At 38.2% G+C, this 14,756-nt stretch carries 14 protein-coding genes and 5 tRNA genes; all 19 read right to left on the reverse strand.

What is annotated here, in order from left to right; translation table 11 throughout:
* Positions 1-46: 46 nt before the first annotated feature.
* Positions 47-3,856 carry a DNA-directed RNA polymerase subunit beta gene (gene rpoB, locus CW736_RS01730; RefSeq protein WP_101012275.1) on the reverse strand — a complete coding sequence of 1,270 codons (3,810 nt, stop codon included), beginning with the start codon at positions 3,854-3,856 and terminating at the stop codon, positions 47-49.
* Between the two features lie 124 nt (positions 3,857-3,980).
* Entirely contained in the window at positions 3,981-4,355 is a 375-nt protein-coding gene (gene rplL, locus CW736_RS01735; protein ID WP_101012276.1) for a 50S ribosomal protein L7/L12, read from the reverse strand.
* Positions 4,356-4,410: 55 nt separating this feature from the next.
* Positions 4,411-4,926, reverse strand: a complete 516-nt coding sequence (gene rplJ / locus CW736_RS01740; protein WP_101012277.1) for a 50S ribosomal protein L10 — start codon at positions 4,924-4,926, stop codon at positions 4,411-4,413.
* An 11-nt stretch (positions 4,927-4,937) separates the two neighbouring features.
* Entirely contained in the window at positions 4,938-5,636 is a 699-nt protein-coding gene (gene rplA, locus CW736_RS01745) for a 50S ribosomal protein L1 (RefSeq protein ID WP_101012278.1), read from the reverse strand.
* 11 nt (positions 5,637-5,647) lie between these two features.
* Positions 5,648-6,088: a 50S ribosomal protein L11 gene (rplK, locus tag CW736_RS01750; RefSeq protein ID WP_101012279.1), complete on the reverse strand. Its 441-nt coding sequence runs from the start codon at positions 6,086-6,088 to the stop codon at positions 5,648-5,650.
* Between the two features lie 70 nt (positions 6,089-6,158).
* Complete coding sequence (nusG, locus tag CW736_RS01755; RefSeq protein WP_101012280.1) at positions 6,159-6,713, reverse strand: transcription termination/antitermination protein NusG; 555 nt, start codon at positions 6,711-6,713, stop codon at positions 6,159-6,161.
* A gap of 8 nt (positions 6,714-6,721) precedes the next feature.
* Positions 6,722-6,919 carry a preprotein translocase subunit SecE gene (secE, locus tag CW736_RS01760; RefSeq protein ID WP_101012281.1) on the reverse strand — a complete coding sequence of 66 codons (198 nt, stop codon included), beginning with the start codon at positions 6,917-6,919 and terminating at the stop codon, positions 6,722-6,724.
* Positions 6,920-6,995: 76 nt separating this feature from the next.
* Positions 6,996-7,068 (reverse strand) — tRNA-Trp (locus CW736_RS01765).
* A 101-nt stretch (positions 7,069-7,169) separates the two neighbouring features.
* Positions 7,170-8,357: an elongation factor Tu gene (tuf, locus tag CW736_RS01770; protein WP_101012282.1), complete on the reverse strand. Its 1,188-nt coding sequence runs from the start codon at positions 8,355-8,357 to the stop codon at positions 7,170-7,172.
* 117 nt (positions 8,358-8,474) lie between these two features.
* Positions 8,475-8,546: transfer RNA gene (locus CW736_RS01775), tRNA-Thr, on the reverse strand.
* A 66-nt stretch (positions 8,547-8,612) separates the two neighbouring features.
* Positions 8,613-8,685 (reverse strand) — tRNA-Gly (locus CW736_RS01780).
* 64 nt (positions 8,686-8,749) lie between these two features.
* Positions 8,750-8,830, reverse strand: a tRNA-Tyr gene (locus CW736_RS01785).
* 32 nt (positions 8,831-8,862) lie between these two features.
* Positions 8,863-8,936 (reverse strand) — tRNA-Thr (locus CW736_RS01790).
* Between the two features lie 98 nt (positions 8,937-9,034).
* Complete coding sequence (gene hpf / locus CW736_RS01795; protein WP_101012283.1) at positions 9,035-9,334, reverse strand: ribosome hibernation-promoting factor, HPF/YfiA family; 300 nt, start codon at positions 9,332-9,334, stop codon at positions 9,035-9,037.
* Between the two features lie 20 nt (positions 9,335-9,354).
* Positions 9,355-10,239 carry a tyrosine-type recombinase/integrase gene (locus CW736_RS01800; RefSeq protein WP_101012284.1) on the reverse strand — a complete coding sequence of 295 codons (885 nt, stop codon included), beginning with the start codon at positions 10,237-10,239 and terminating at the stop codon, positions 9,355-9,357.
* A 68-nt stretch (positions 10,240-10,307) separates the two neighbouring features.
* Entirely contained in the window at positions 10,308-10,502 is a 195-nt protein-coding gene (rpsU, locus tag CW736_RS01805) for a 30S ribosomal protein S21 (RefSeq protein ID WP_101012285.1), read from the reverse strand.
* Between the two features lie 119 nt (positions 10,503-10,621).
* The gene (locus CW736_RS01810; RefSeq protein ID WP_101012286.1) at positions 10,622-11,791 is read right to left on the reverse strand and encodes an acyl-CoA dehydrogenase family protein; all 1,170 of its coding nucleotides are present in this window, start codon (positions 11,789-11,791) and stop codon (positions 10,622-10,624) included.
* A 79-nt stretch (positions 11,792-11,870) separates the two neighbouring features.
* Entirely contained in the window at positions 11,871-12,734 is an 864-nt protein-coding gene (locus tag CW736_RS01815) for a helix-hairpin-helix domain-containing protein (RefSeq protein WP_101012287.1), read from the reverse strand.
* A 9-nt stretch (positions 12,735-12,743) separates the two neighbouring features.
* Positions 12,744-14,723, reverse strand: coding sequence for an alanine/glycine:cation symporter family protein (locus CW736_RS01820; RefSeq protein WP_232735387.1), 1,980 nt, complete (start codon positions 14,721-14,723; stop codon positions 12,744-12,746).
* Positions 14,724-14,756 lie beyond the last annotated feature (33 nt).

Genomic DNA, 14,756 nt, shown 5'->3' on the forward strand with positions numbered 1-14,756 from the left:
TTTCGCTTTCGCGAAAGCGAAACAAACATCCAACCTCACAGAAAAATTAATCCTCCAGTCTTAGATCTAGTCCTAGACCTTTCAACTCGTGCATCAATACGTTAAATGATTCTGGAAGACCAGGCTCTGGCATAGGCTCACCTTTTACGATAGCTTCGTAAGTTTTGGCGCGTCCTATAACGTCATCTGATTTTACAGTTAAAATTTCACGTAAAGTACTAGAAGCACCATAGGCTTCCAGTGCCCATACCTCCATCTCTCCAAATCGCTGACCACCAAATTGTGCTTTACCACCGAGTGGCTGCTGTGTGATTAACGAATATGGACCGATAGAACGCGCGTGCATCTTATCATCTACCATGTGTCCTAGTTTAAGCATGTAGATAATACCTACTGTTGCAGGTTGATCAAAACGCTCACCAGTACCACCGTCAAATAAATACGTATGTCCGAAACGTGGAATACCTGCCTCATCGGTGTAACCATTGATCTGATCTAATGTAGCACCATCAAAGATAGGAGTGGCAAATTTCTTGCCTAATTTCTCTCCTGCCCATCCTAGTACGGTTTCATAAATCTGTCCAATGTTCATACGAGAAGGTACACCAAGCGGATTCAATACGATATCTACCGGAGTTCCATCTTCAAGGAAAGGCATGTCTTCCTGACGTACAATACGTGCAACGATACCTTTGTTACCATGTCGTCCTGCCATCTTATCTCCTACTTTAAGTTTACGCTTCTTAGCGATGTAAACTTTAGCAAGTTTGATAATACCAGCTGGAAGTTCATCTCCTACAGAGATGGTAAACTTCTCACGCCTTAATGATCCTTGTAGATCATTTTCTTTAATCTTATAATTGTGAAGTAAGTCGGCAACCATATCATTCACCTCATTACCTGTAGTCCAAGTTCCTGAAGTTAAATGTGTAAAGTCATCTACGGAGTTCAACATTTTAAGAGTGTATTTTTTACCTTTTGGAAGAACTTCTTCCCCAAGATCGTTAAATACACCTTGTGATGTTTTACCACTTACAATTTCAAATAATTTTTCAATTAGACGCTCTTGAAGACCGTCAAATTTACCTTGATAATCTTGCTCTAATCGAGCAATATCTTCTTTGTCTTGAGCTCTTTTTCTCTTATCCTTAACGGCACGAGAGAATAATTTCTTATCGATAACAACACCTCTTAGCGATGGAGAAGCTTTTAAAGAAGCATCTTTTACATCACCAGCTTTATCACCGAAAATCGCTCTAAGAAGTTTTTCTTCTGGAGTAGGATCACTTTCTCCTTTAGGAGTAATTTTACCTATTAATATATCTCCAGGCTTCACTTCTGCTCCAACACGTATCATTCCGTGTTCATCAAGATCAGCAGTAGCTTCCTCACTTACGTTAGGAATATCTGCAGTAAGTTCTTCGTTACCTAATTTAGTATCTCTAACTTCAAGAGAATACTCATCTACGTGAATAGAAGTAAAGATATCTTCACGAACTACTTTTTCAGAAATTACGATTGCATCCTCAAAGTTGTAACCTTTCCATGGCATAAATGCCACTTTCATGTTACGACCTAAAGCAAGTTCACCCGCTTCAGTCGCATAACCTTGACAAAGTACTTGTCCTTTATCAACTCGATCGCCTTTTTGAACGATAGGTTTCAAGGTAATACTAGTACCTTGATTCGTCTTACGGAATTTAATCAAATTGTAAGAAGTGTCTTCTGGCTCAAAGCTTACCAAAGCCTCACGTTCTGTACGATCATATCTGATCACTACTTTTTGTGAATCTACATATACTACTTCACCATCACCTTCTGCATTGATCAATACTCTTGAATCTGAAGCAACTTGTCTTTCCAGACCTGTTCCTACAATAGGAGCATCTACTCTAAGTAGCGGCACTGCTTGACGCATCATGTTAGATCCCATCAGTGCACGGTTAGCATCATCATGTTCCAAGAAAGGAATTAAGGATGCAGATATGGATGCAATCTGGTTAGGAGCAACATCAGCATAGACAACATCAGTAGCATTTATTACCGGGAAGTCACCTTCCATACGTGCAATTACCTTTTCTTGATCTATCTTACCATTAGTAAGGGGTAAGTTAGCTTGTGCAATATGCAAGCCTTCTTCTTCTTCTGCACTTAGATAAGTAGGTTGGTCTTGTAAATTCACAACACCATTAGTTACTTTTCTATATGGAGTCTCAATGAATCCCATTCCATTCACTTTTGCAAATACTGCTAGTGAAGAGATCAAACCAATATTCGGTCCTTCAGGTGTTTCAATTGGACAAAGTCTTCCGTAGTGCGTATAGTGTACATCTCGTACTTCAAATCCTGCTCTTTCTCTTGAAAGTCCACCAGGTCCTAGTGCTGATAATCTACGTTTGTGGGTAATCTCTGCTAATGGATTTGTTTGATCCATAAATTGAGATAACTGGTTGGTACCAAAGAAAGAATTAATAACAGAAGACAAGGTCTTTGCATTAATAAGGTCAATAGGTGTAAACACCTCGTTATCTCTTACGTTCATACGCTCGCGTATAGTACGAGCCATACGAGCAAGTCCTACACCAAATTGTTGAGACAACTGCTCACCAACGGTACGTACACGACGGTTAGACAAGTGATCAATATCATCAATCTCTGCTTTAGAGTTGATCAACATGATCAAGTGCTTTATAATGGTGATGATATCTTCTTTGGTAAGCACTTGCTTATCCATTGGAATATCAAGACCCAATTTTTTATTCATTCGGTAACGACCTACCTCACCTAAATTATATCTCTGATCAGAGAAAAATAATTTATCAATGATTCCACGAGCTGTTTCTTCATCTGGCGGCTCAGCGTTACGTAATTGTCTATATATGTGTTCTACCGCTTCTTTTTCAGAATTAGTAGGATCTTTTTGTAACGTATTGTGAATTATGGCATAATCAGCTGACATATTATCTTCTTTGTGAAGAAGAATGGTCTTAGCTTGAGATTCAATAATCTCATCGATGTGCTCTTTTTCAAGAATGGTATCGCGATCAAGAACGATTTCATTACGTTCGATAGAAACTACTTCACCAGTATCTTCATCGACGAAATCTTCATGCCATGTTCTAAGTACACGAGCGGCAAGTTTGCGTCCTAGGTACTTTTTAAGTCCTGTTTTACTCGCTTTCACTTCTTCAGCAAGATCAAAGATTCCTAGGATATCCTTATCTCTTTCAAAACCGATAGCACGGAAAAGTGTAGTTACAGGTAATTTCTTTTTACGATCTATATAAGCGTACATTACGCTGTTAATATCTGTCGCAAATTCTATCCATGACCCTTTAAAAGGGATAACACGAGCAGAGTATAATTTAGTTCCATTTGCATGGAATGACTGTCCAAAAAAGACACCCGGAGATCTGTGTAACTGAGATACAACAACACGCTCTGCACCGTTGATACAAAAAGTACCAGATGGAGTCATGTAAGGAATAGTACCTAGATAAACATCTTGAACAATGGTTTCAAAATCTTCGTGTTCTGGATCAGTACAATATAATTTTAAGCGCGATTTAAGAGGCACGCTGTAGGTAAGTCCACGCTCTATACATTCTTGAATAGAATAACGAGGGGGATCTACGAAGTAATCGAGAAATTCCAACACGAACTGATTACGAGTATCAGTGATAGGAAAATTTTCCATGAAGGTATTATAAAGGCCTTCTACTTCTCTTTTGTCAGATTTAGTCTCTAACTGAAAAAAGTCCTGAAAGGATTTTATTTGGATATCCAGCAGGTCAGGATATTCTGCCTTATTAGTTACCGTTGAAAAATTAATTCTTTCTGTGTTTGTTGCTAGCATCAATGCACGGTATTAAGTGATTAAAAAAAGCGTTATCGACGACGTCTCATCTTTATACGCAAAATGGTCTAGGCCTGTGAGCGCCGCTCACAGGTCTAAACCTTTATTGTTTAGGTAAGAAGAATTACTTCAACTCCACCTCAGCACCAGCTGCTTCTAGCTGAGCTTTAAGCGCTTCTGCTTCGTCTTTAGAAACACCTTCTTTAATTGGAGATGGTGCATCGTCAACAAGTGCTTTAGCATCTTTCAATCCTGCTCCTGTAAGTTCTTTTACAAGTTTCACAACAGCTAGTTTAGCACCACCTGCAGCTTTAAGGATTACATCAAATTCTGTTTGCTCTTCAGCAGCGTCTCCACCACCTGCAGCTGGTCCAACCATAGCAACTGCCGCTGCTGCTGGTTCAATACCATACTCATCCTTAAGGATGTCTGCTAATTCGTTTACTTCTTTAACAGTTAAATTAACTAACTGCTCAGCGAAATCTTTTAAATCTGCCATTTTTCTATCGTTTTAATAAAATTTATAAATAATTAATTGCGTACTAAATTGGGTTCTATCTTTCAGATAGAGTTTTAAGTATTCCTGCGAGTTTACCACCACCTGATTGAAGTGCTGATATCACATTTTTAGCAGGACTTTGAAGTAGACCGATGATATCACCAATCATTTCTTCTTTAGACTTGATATTGCTTAATGCATTGATCTTATCATCACCTACATAAATTGCTTCTTCAATATAAGCTCCTTTAAGCACAGGCTTGTCAGACTTCTTTCTGAAGTTTTCGATAACCCTAGCTGGTGCATTTGCAACTTCAGAAAGCATGATGGATGTATTACCTTTTAATAAATCAGGTAACTCACCAAAGTCTTTATCTGAAGCTTGCATAGCCTTAGCCAGAAGAGTATTCTTAACTACTGACATGGTTATATTAGCTTTGAAACAAGCTCTACGTAAATTTGATGTATCTGAAGCATTTAAGCCAGATATGTCTGCTAGGTATATAGTTGAATTCTCACCTAACGTAGCAGTCAAATCTTGAATAACATTTGCTTTTTGTTCTCTTGTCATGATCTAGATTTTTAGTCTTCTGCAAAACGTTTAGTGTCTATCTCAATACTAGGACTCATCGTACTAGAAATGAAGATACTTTTGATATAAATACCTTTAGACGTTGTCGGTTTTAATTTAACTAGTGTATTGATTAATTCTCTTGCATTACCTGCAATCTTCTCCGCATCAAAAGATGCTTTTCCAACTGCTGCATGTATAATACCAGTCTTATCCACTTTAAAGTCGATTTTACCAGCTTTAACTTCCTTAACCGCTTTTGCTACATCCATAGTAACTGTTCCAGTTTTAGGGTTAGGCATTAAACCTCTAGGACCTAGTATACGACCTAATGGACCTAATTTTCCCATAACACTAGGCATGGTAATAATTACATCTACATCAGTCCATCCACCTTTGATCTTATCGAGGTATTCATCAAGACCTACATAGTCAGCACCAGCTTCAGTAGCTTCCGCTTCCTTATCTGGAGTAACTAACGCAAGTACTTTAACGTCTTTACCTGTACCATGAGGTAATGTAACAACACCTCTAACCATTTGGTTAGCTTTACGTGGATCTACATTTAACCTTACAGCTAGATCTACAGAAGCATCAAACTTTGTGCTTGTTACTTCCTTTACTAATTTAGAGGCATCAGCAACAGAATAAGTTTGTAACCTATCTATTTTTACTTGATTCTCTTTTTGATTTTTTGTTAATTTTGCCATTGTTACAGGTTTTAAGCCGGTGCGTTTCCACCTTTAACGTTCACACCCATTGACTTAGCAGTACCAGCTACCATTCGCATAGCGCTATCTACTGTAAATGCATTGAGGTCTGGCATCTTATCCATTGCGATCAAACGAATTTGATCCCAACTGACAGTTCCAACTTTCTTACGGTTAGGTTCTCCACTTCCGCCTTTAAGCTTTAACGCTTCAAGGATTTGTACTGCTGCTGGAGGTGTTTTAATTACAAAATCGAAGGACTTATCCTTAAACACCGTAATCGCTACAGGTAATATTTTACCCGCTTTATCCTGAGTTCTAGCATTAAACTGCTTACAGAACTCCATGATATTCACACCAGCCGCACCAAGTGCAGGTCCTACAGGAGGAGATGGGTTTGCTGCACCACCTTTAACTTGTAGTTTTACAACCTTAGATACTTCTTTAGCCATTTCTAATTAATTTCACTTATTTAATGATAATAAAGTGGAAGCCTTATTTATCACCTATAAATTGTAACATTTATACTTTCTCTACTTGCATATAACTAAGCTCCAAAGGAGTCTTACGGCCAAATATTTTAACCATAACTTCTAGTTTACGCTTTTCTTCGTTTACTGTTTCAATAGTACCGTTAAATCCATTAAATGGACCGTCTACTACTTTTACTGTTTCACCACTCTTAAAAGGAATAGCTATATTATCAGTTTGCTCGGCAAGTTCATCAACTTTACCTAACATTCTGTTTACTTCAGCCCTTCTTAAAGGTACCGGTTCTCCACCTTTAGTTTCACCTAAAAAACCGATTACACCGTTCACAGATTTAATAATATGAGGCACTTCACCTTCTAATCGGGCTTGTACCATAATATACCCAGGAAAATAAACACGTTCCTTGTGATATTTCTTACCATCTCTAATCTGAACCACCTTCTCAGTAGGAACTAGAATTTGCGTTAAATAATCCCCAAGATTATGGTGAGCAATTTCTGACTCTATATAATCCTTGATCTTATTTTCTTGGCCGCTTACAGAACGAACAACATACCATTTCATTAAATCCTTCTCTTCTGACATAGCGATTATTAATTTTGCTTAATCCAACTAAAATAATTCTCAATAGCAGCACTGAAAACATAATCAATACCCGCTACAATTAGCGCAAAAATAATAGAGAATACAGCAACTGTAACTGTTAACTTTTGCGTTTCAGCCCAAGTAGGCCAAGTAACGTGATTCGTTAACTCATTATAAGACTCTTTTACGTATGTTATCAAACTCATAATAGTGATGTTCTGAACGTCAAACTTAAAACATCAATAAAAAACTTGTTGTTTAAAGCCAACTATATTTATAATGCACGGGCTGAGAGACTCGAACTCACGACACCTGGTTTTGGAGACCAGTGCTCTACCAACTGAGCTAAGCCCGCAAAAAAATCACCCTAAAAAGAACGATTTATTGCCTTCCCCATATAAAGGGAAAGTATCCTATCTAAAAATAGATAGGATACTTAATATAATCAATTAGAAATTAATCTAAAATCTCAGTAACCTGACCTGCTCCAACAGTTCTACCACCTTCACGGATAGCAAAACGAAGTCCTAGGCTCAATGCAATAGGCTGGATAAGTTCAACATTAATTGTCAAGTTATCACCTGGCATTACCATCTCAACACCATCAGGAAGTGAGATGTTACCTGTTACGTCAGTTGTACGTACATAAAACTGAGGACGGTAGTTATTGTGAAATGGAGTGTGACGTCCACCTTCTTCTTTCTTAAGGATATAAACCTCTGCTTTAAATCTTGCGTGAGGAGTTACAGATCCTGGCTTAGTAATTACCATACCACGAGAAATTTGAGACTTCTCAATACCTCTTAACAAGATACCTGCGTTATCTCCTGCTTCACCTCTATCAAGGATCTGACGGAACATTTCAATACCTGTTATGGTAGAAGTCAACTTCTGTGCACCCATTCCAATAATCTCAACAGGATCTCCAGTGTTAGCTACACCAGTCTCAATACGACCAGTTGCAACAGTACCACGACCTGTAATAGAGAATACATCTTCTATAGGCATAAGGAAAGGCTTGTCCATTTCACGTACTGGCTCTTCGATCCAGCTATCAACAGCAGCCATCAATTCAAGTACAGAATCAACCCATTTTTGTTCTCCATTAAGCGCTCCAAGAGCAGAACCAGAAATAACAGGACCATTGTCACCATCATATTCATAGAAACTTAATAGATCACGTACTTCCATATCCACTAATTCAAGAAGCTCTTCATCATCTACCATATCCACTTTGTTAAGGAATACAACCATACGAGGAATACCTACCTGACGTCCAAGAAGGATGTGCTCACGTGTCTGTGGCATAGGACCATCAGTAGCAGCAACAACAAGAATAGCACCATCCATTTGAGCAGCACCAGTAACCATGTTCTTTACATAATCGGCGTGACCAGGACAATCTACGTGTGCGTAATGTCTGTTTTCTGTTTGATACTCTACGTGTGAAGAGTTAATTGTAATACCACGCTCTTTTTCTTCAGGAGCGTTGTCAATTTGATCAAAACTTGTCGCCTTAGAGAAACCAGCATCAGCAAGCACTTTAGTAATTGCTGCAGTAAGTGTAGTTTTACCGTGGTCAACGTGACCAATAGTTCCTACATTCAGGTGGGGTTTCGAACGATCGTACGTTTCTTTAGCCATAATTTATAATCTTAGTTTATATTAGTGTTCAATTTTAAAATAAGACAGACACGGAGCTAAAACCAAATCAGTCTATACTAGTAATGGCCTCTGTTGAGACCTATTTTTATTTAACAGAGCCAATGATGAGATTTGAACTCATGACCTCTTCCTTACCAAGGAAACGCTCTACCCCTGAGCTACACCGGCAAAACCCTTATTATAAGGAAATGGACAAATTGACTTTAAACCCAATAAAAATAGAGTTTAATCTAGAGCGAGAGACCAGGTTCGAACTGGCGACATTCAGCTTGGAAGGCTGACGCTCTACCAACTGAGCTACTCTCGCATTTATTAGTTTTACAACTAAAAGGTATTCATTATTTCAAATTATCTTCCCAGATAATATCAAGTGGGGAGAGCAGGATTCGAACCTGCGAAGGTTTCCCAACGGAGTTACAGTCCGTCCTCGTTGGCCGCTTGAGTATCTCCCCTAAAAGTCTTTTAAGACCTCACTATTTTAAAGAGCCGATGGAGGGACTCGAACCCACGACCTGCTGATTACAAATCAGCTGCTCTAGCCAGCTGAGCTACATCGGCTTTTATACTTTTTTAGCCATAAAAAAAGCCCGCTATTTCTAACGGACTGCAAATGTAAGCCTATTTTTTAATTACCAAAATATTTTTTAATATTTTTTTCAGTGCGCAGCTAACTTTTCTTTTCTTTTTATCAATTGACGCTCTAAAGAAGCCACGCATTCATCTATACACTGCTCAAAAGTTTTACAAGTCTTCTTTACTACCATATCATCTCCCGGAACAAAAAGTCTTATCTCAGCTATTTTATTTTCTGGAGCAGAGGTCTTTTGCACCTTTAAATATACATCTGCATTAATAATTTTACTGTAGAACTGTTCCAGCTTATCTAATTTGTTTTGAGAGAAACTGATGAGCTTTAAATCTGCATCAAAATTGACTGCTTGCATGTTTACCTTCATAATACATAGTTTTAGATTAATTATTTTTTGGACCTAGGATGCGCATTACCATAAACACCCTTTAATGTCGCCATACTAGAATGCGTATAAATTTGTGTTGATGATAAACTAGCGTGACCTAGCAATTCTTTAACAGCGTTTAAATCTGCCCCACGGTCTAGTAAATGAGTTGCAAATGTATGTCTCAATACGTGTGGGCTTATTTTTACCTTCAAAGAAACCTTACTAAAATATGATTTTATCACTCGATAAACAAGACTTGGGTACATTTTAACTCCTTTAAGAGTTGTGAATAGCTCATCTGTTACTGGTTGCGCTATAGACTGGCGCAAGACTACATACTGTTCGATATGATCTTTTATCGAATAAACTAAGGGCACTATCCGCTCTTTATTCCTTTTACCTAACACTTTAATCGTGTTACCAGAGACATCGACATCCTTGAGCTTTATATTGATCAACTCTTCTCTTCTTATGCCTGTCGCGTAAAAGAGTTCGATGATTAAAAAGTCTCGTGACTCCACAAAACTAGTGGTGTCGTAGGGTGAATCTAGTAATTTCAAAACCTCTTCTGTTGAGAAAGGTATTTGTATCTTTTTAGAAATTTTAAGGCTCTTATAAGAGGCCGCAGGACTTGAAGTTATCTCACCCACTTTAAGCAGAAATTTAAAATATGACTTTAAGGAAGACATCTTTCTATTCACTGTACGATTAGAACCTCCGTTCTCTAGCAAGCTAGTAACCCAACCCCTAATCAAACTGTAGTTCACCTCATTTATCTCCTGCACCCCTTCTTCTCTCAGGAAAGAATTAAATTGATTTAAATCCTTTTCATAAGCTAAGATGGTATGAGAAGAATAATTTTTCTCAAGTTGAAGATATTCTATATATGAGGTAAGATCCATAAAAAAACCGCTAATTGTAAATGTATAAATTTACAACTAGCGGTATGATATTCTAAAGGAAAAATTCTCTAGAGGTTTTCTGCGTCACGAAGTCCTTGAATGTAAGAAGCTTTAATGTTTTGAGCACGTTTTGCAACAGATGGTTTAGTAAACTGCTGTCTTCTACGTAGTTCGCGCATTTTTCCTGTACGATCAAATTTTCTTTTGAAACGCTTTAGAGCTCTGTCGATATTTTCTCCGTCTTTAACTGGTATTATTAACATAGTGTCATCACCTCCTTTCTTTGGGATCGCAAAAGTACATATTATTTTACAATCTCAAAGATATTTATTTAAATTGATATGTGTGTTATTTTCGCTTTCGCGAAAGCGGAACACTTAGACTACTTTGCAGCAGGTTTATAATCCTTACCGTCAAGAGTCATTTTTGCGATAATCTCCCGCATAATCTCACTCGTTCCACCACCTATAGGCCCTAAACGACTATCACGTGACATTCTAGCCAGTGGGTATTCTTCTATATAACCGTAACCACCTAGGTACTGAAGGCATTTATAAATAACTTCGTCTGCAATTTTTGTAGAAAGAAGCTTAGACATGCTTGCCTCTTTTACAGGGTAGAGCCCTTTATCCAGCTCTTCTGCAATGGAATAATTAAAGCATTTTGACATTTCTACCTCGCTCATCATGTCTGCAAGGTTATGACGTAAGGCTTGATAAGTGTCTAGTGACTTACCAAATGCGGTACGATCCTTCATATAACCAATGGTGTACTCAAGGGCATATTCTGCGCGGGCATGAGAATTAATCCCCATGATCAAACGCTCTAATGCAAAATGTTGCATGATGTAAGGAAAGCCTTTCCCTTCTTCTCCCATCAGGTTCTCAACAGGGATACGCACATTATCAAATCCTATTTCTGCTGTATCACTTGCTCTCCATCCTAGTTTATTCAACTTAGTCGCACTGATACCTGGTGTCTCGCGATCCATTACAAAAATAGAGATGCCTCTACCTTTTGCTTCTAAATCTGTTTTTGCAGCGATCACTAGGTAATCACTGTAAACACCGTTTGTTATAAAAGTTTTTGAACCGTTAATTACGTAATGATCGCCATCTTTTACGGCTGTAGTTCTCATTCCCGCTACATCACTACCTCCAAAAGGCTCTGTAATACCTAGACATCCTATTTTCTCACCCGTAAGTGTAGGAACTAGATATTCTTGCTTGATGCGCTCGTCACCTTCTTTCAATAAATGTTGAGCTCCTAAAAATGCCTGTACCCACATTGCAGCGGCAAAGCCACCAGAATTGATACGTTGCATTTCTTCTAGAAAAATAACCGTGTAGAAAAAATCTAAATCAAGACCTCCATACTCTTCAGGATAGTAAAGACCGAAATACCCCATCTCTCCCATTTTCTGAAAAATCTCCCGATCTATATGACCGGTTTCTTCCCATCTTTCAATATGAGGAACGGCTTCTTTGTTTAAGAAATCTCTAAAGCTTTGTCTGAAGGCTTCATGCTCCTCAGTAAAATATTTTGAATACATACAGTTGTTACAATATAATTATTGAAAAACATTTAAAATCAAATTTTAAATGTGAAATTCTCAGTTAAGACTGATTTTATCAATCTAATGACAAATATAGCTGAATTAAACCTAATTTTTCCTGCGGAAACCTAGATGTTAACATGACTTTATCCCAACTTTTAAAACCATCCCTTAAAGTTCTCTGCTCCACAAGCTTTTCTACTAGATAGTCGTCAAAATATGGAATAGATAACAACTCTTCTTCAGTAGCCGTGTTCAATGCTATTTTTAAAAACCCTGATGGCGGGGTCACATAGAAATGCTTTTTTAACTGAATCATGGTCGAGTCCGTAAGTCCGTAAACACCTCTTACCTGTGAGATATCGATAAATCCCTTGAGGCGTCCCCTTTCTTGCAGTATCCTGCTAGATAGCGCTGGGCCTATACCGTATACTTTTTTGAGCTCCTCCTGACTTGCCGCATTAATATCTTTTGCCACCACTTTGCGACCCTGAAGCCATGTGTTGTCGTTTTTGTAAGAGTTCTCAGGCCTGGTCACCCAATCTGGAAATTTAAAATAAGGAGCTATGCTATCCAACCACTGATTGCTTACTTGTGTGACTTGCTGGAAATCTTTCCTAGAATTGATAAATTTTCCGCTTTCGCGAAAGCGGTGCAATCGATCTATTTCTTCTACATTAAGACCTAGTTTATAACCTCTATAATCTGTAATATAATTGGGATTGAAAGGATAAATGGTATCTCTCCTTCTTTGTTGTACTGCTGCAAGAGAGTCTACTTTACTCTGATAGGTCGTTGTATCTTTTAAACTCAAGACTTCTTTAGGCTTTTGTTTTACGTAAATAAAAACAGCCAGCACGACAATTAAAAGTAGCATTAACACAAAAATCCCTCTTTGCTGTTTTCTATCAAATGCAAAGAGGGATTTAAAATTTTTCATTATATATACTTAATCGAGAGCTTCTCGTTTCAATTTGATTGCGTTCATATACTTAGTCATTTCTTTCTTGACCTTAGGCGCAAGAAGTACAATACCTATCATGTTAGGAACCATCATAGAAAAGATCATCGCATCAGAGAATCCGATCACGTTTCCTAAACTAGCAGCAGAACCTATTACTACAAATATACAGAACAAGATTTTGTAGGTATACTCCGTTCTAGTCGTTCTTCCAAATAGGTAAGCCCAAGCTTGGTATCCGTAATAAGACCAAGAAATCATAGTTGAAAATGCAAATAATACCACTGCAAGAGTAAGTACATAAGGGAACCAACTAATCACCGATGCAAAAGCATCAGATGTTAAAAGGATCGCATCAGCATCTGCAAGTCCAGCATTTTCTGGATTAACGTTACCTGTAATAATCAAAACTACTGCGGTCATGGTACAAACCACTACCGTATCAATGAACGGCTCTAGCAAGGCTACCAGACCTTCACTTGCAGGATATTTGGTACGTACTGCAGAGTGTGCAATGGATGCAGATCCTACACCAGCCTCATTTGAAAAGGCTGCTCTTCTAAAACCTTGTACTAAAACTCCTATCGCACCACCGGCAACTCCTTCTGGACTAAATGCTCCATCAATGATTTGCATAAAGGCATCACCTATCATGTCATATCTTGCAATAATTACCCAAAGGGCAGCTCCTACATAAGTCACTACCATAAAAGGAACGATCTTATCGGTAACCTTAGCAATAGACTTAATACCTCCTATGATAACAATTCCAACAAATATGGCCATCAAAAGTCCAAAGACCCAACGGTAACCATACATAAAGGATTCGGTTCCACCAGTTATATTTTCTACCATTTGCGCAGCTTGGTTAGCTTGGAACATGTTACCACCTCCAAAAGAACCACCTATACACATAATGGCAAACAAAACAGCAAGTACTTTACCTAGACCCGCTAGACCCATAGACTTAAGTCCTTTGGTAAGGTAGTACATAGGCCCTCCGTAAATAGTTCCATCAGGACCTACATCGCGGTATTTTACACCTAACGTACATTCTACAAATTTAGAAGCCATCCCTAAGAATCCTGCAATGATCATCCAGAAAGTTGCTCCTGCACCACCTACAGAAACTGCAATCGCAACTCCAGCAATATTACCTAACCCAACCGTAGCAGAAAGTGCAGCGGTCAAAGCCTGAAAGTGAGTAACCTCTCCATCAGAGCTCTCGTCTCTAATAGTATCCTTGATGTCACCATCAACGGTAATTTCATCGCTCACTTCCTTTAAGTGCTCTTCTAGGCTGTCTACTTTATTTATGTCGACACCATTTGCAATACCATCTTCTCCGTAAAGCATTTCAGCACCGTGTTTCTCAATATCTTCATATTTACCACGTACCACTTGGATAGCTCTCCATACTCCTGAAAAGTTGACGAATTTAAAATATACTGTAAAGAATAAAGCTCCTAAGATTAATGGGAACAATACCCAGTAGATTCTTGTAAAAGGAGCATAAGCAGTTACTTCAACTTTATCCCTAAAGGACACATCAGCTTTAGCAATCTTAAAAACACCTCCAGTAACGATAATTTTATTATTTGGAGTTTTAAATTTTAGCTCTTCTGCCACCTGTTCTCCAGGAAGAGAAATACTACTTACCCTCAAACTGTCTTGTATCAATTCATACTGAACACCGCTATCGGAATTATAAGTAGGAATAGCATCAGGGTCTCCTGCGTCTATAATGGACAATCGGTCAAAAACATCCAACTCGATCGTCATGTCATGTTGAACAGATCCAAATGGAATTTGATAAAAAACGCCGCTAACGTAGTCACCAGTAGCCCAACCGAAGGCATCGTCTATCTTTTCATCTATTCCTTTTTCATCCTTTTGCTCTTGCGCAAAAACAGCTGTTGATAGCATAATAGCTAGCAATGACAAGAAAATTCTGTTTAGATTTTTCATCAATTATTATTTGGGTTAATATTAAGGCGGCAA

This window comes from Nonlabens sp. MB-3u-79, assembly GCF_002831625.1.
Lineage (GTDB): Bacteria > Bacteroidota > Bacteroidia > Flavobacteriales > Flavobacteriaceae > Nonlabens.